Origin of the sequence: Faecalibacterium sp. AF27-11BH, from assembly GCF_003603005.1 — a bacterium.
Lineage (GTDB): Bacteria > Bacillota > Clostridia > Oscillospirales > Ruminococcaceae > Faecalibacterium > Faecalibacterium taiwanense.
Genome location: NZ_QVGS01000039.1, coordinates 338 through 579, shown reverse-complemented (window position 1 = coordinate 579; position 242 = coordinate 338). Strand labels below are relative to the sequence as shown.

Here is a 242-nt window from a genome sequence, read left to right as displayed (position 1 = left end):
GTGTCCTCCGGCATAAAATCCCGCTGGTGTTCTTTGAGATACCGCTGCATGGCAGGGCTGAAAGCCAGCTTGAACCTGCCGCTTCGGTAAATTTCCATCGCTTCTGCCCACATCTGCTCGATATAGGCTCTGGAAGCGGCTTCGTCCTCCAAAATGTGAACCTCGGCTTGCTCCGGGTACACCATGACGGGGATAAAGCGGCGGTTGCCGGAACGGTCAAGGGGCAGGAAGTCAAGGGCATT

The 242-nt window shown here is 56.2% G+C and carries 1 protein-coding gene; it reads right to left on the bottom strand.

The annotated features are described in order from the left end of the window. Nucleotides 1-242: virulence-associated E family protein (locus DWY76_RS14470; protein WP_243112070.1), on the bottom strand; the 242-nt coding region annotated here is incomplete at both ends.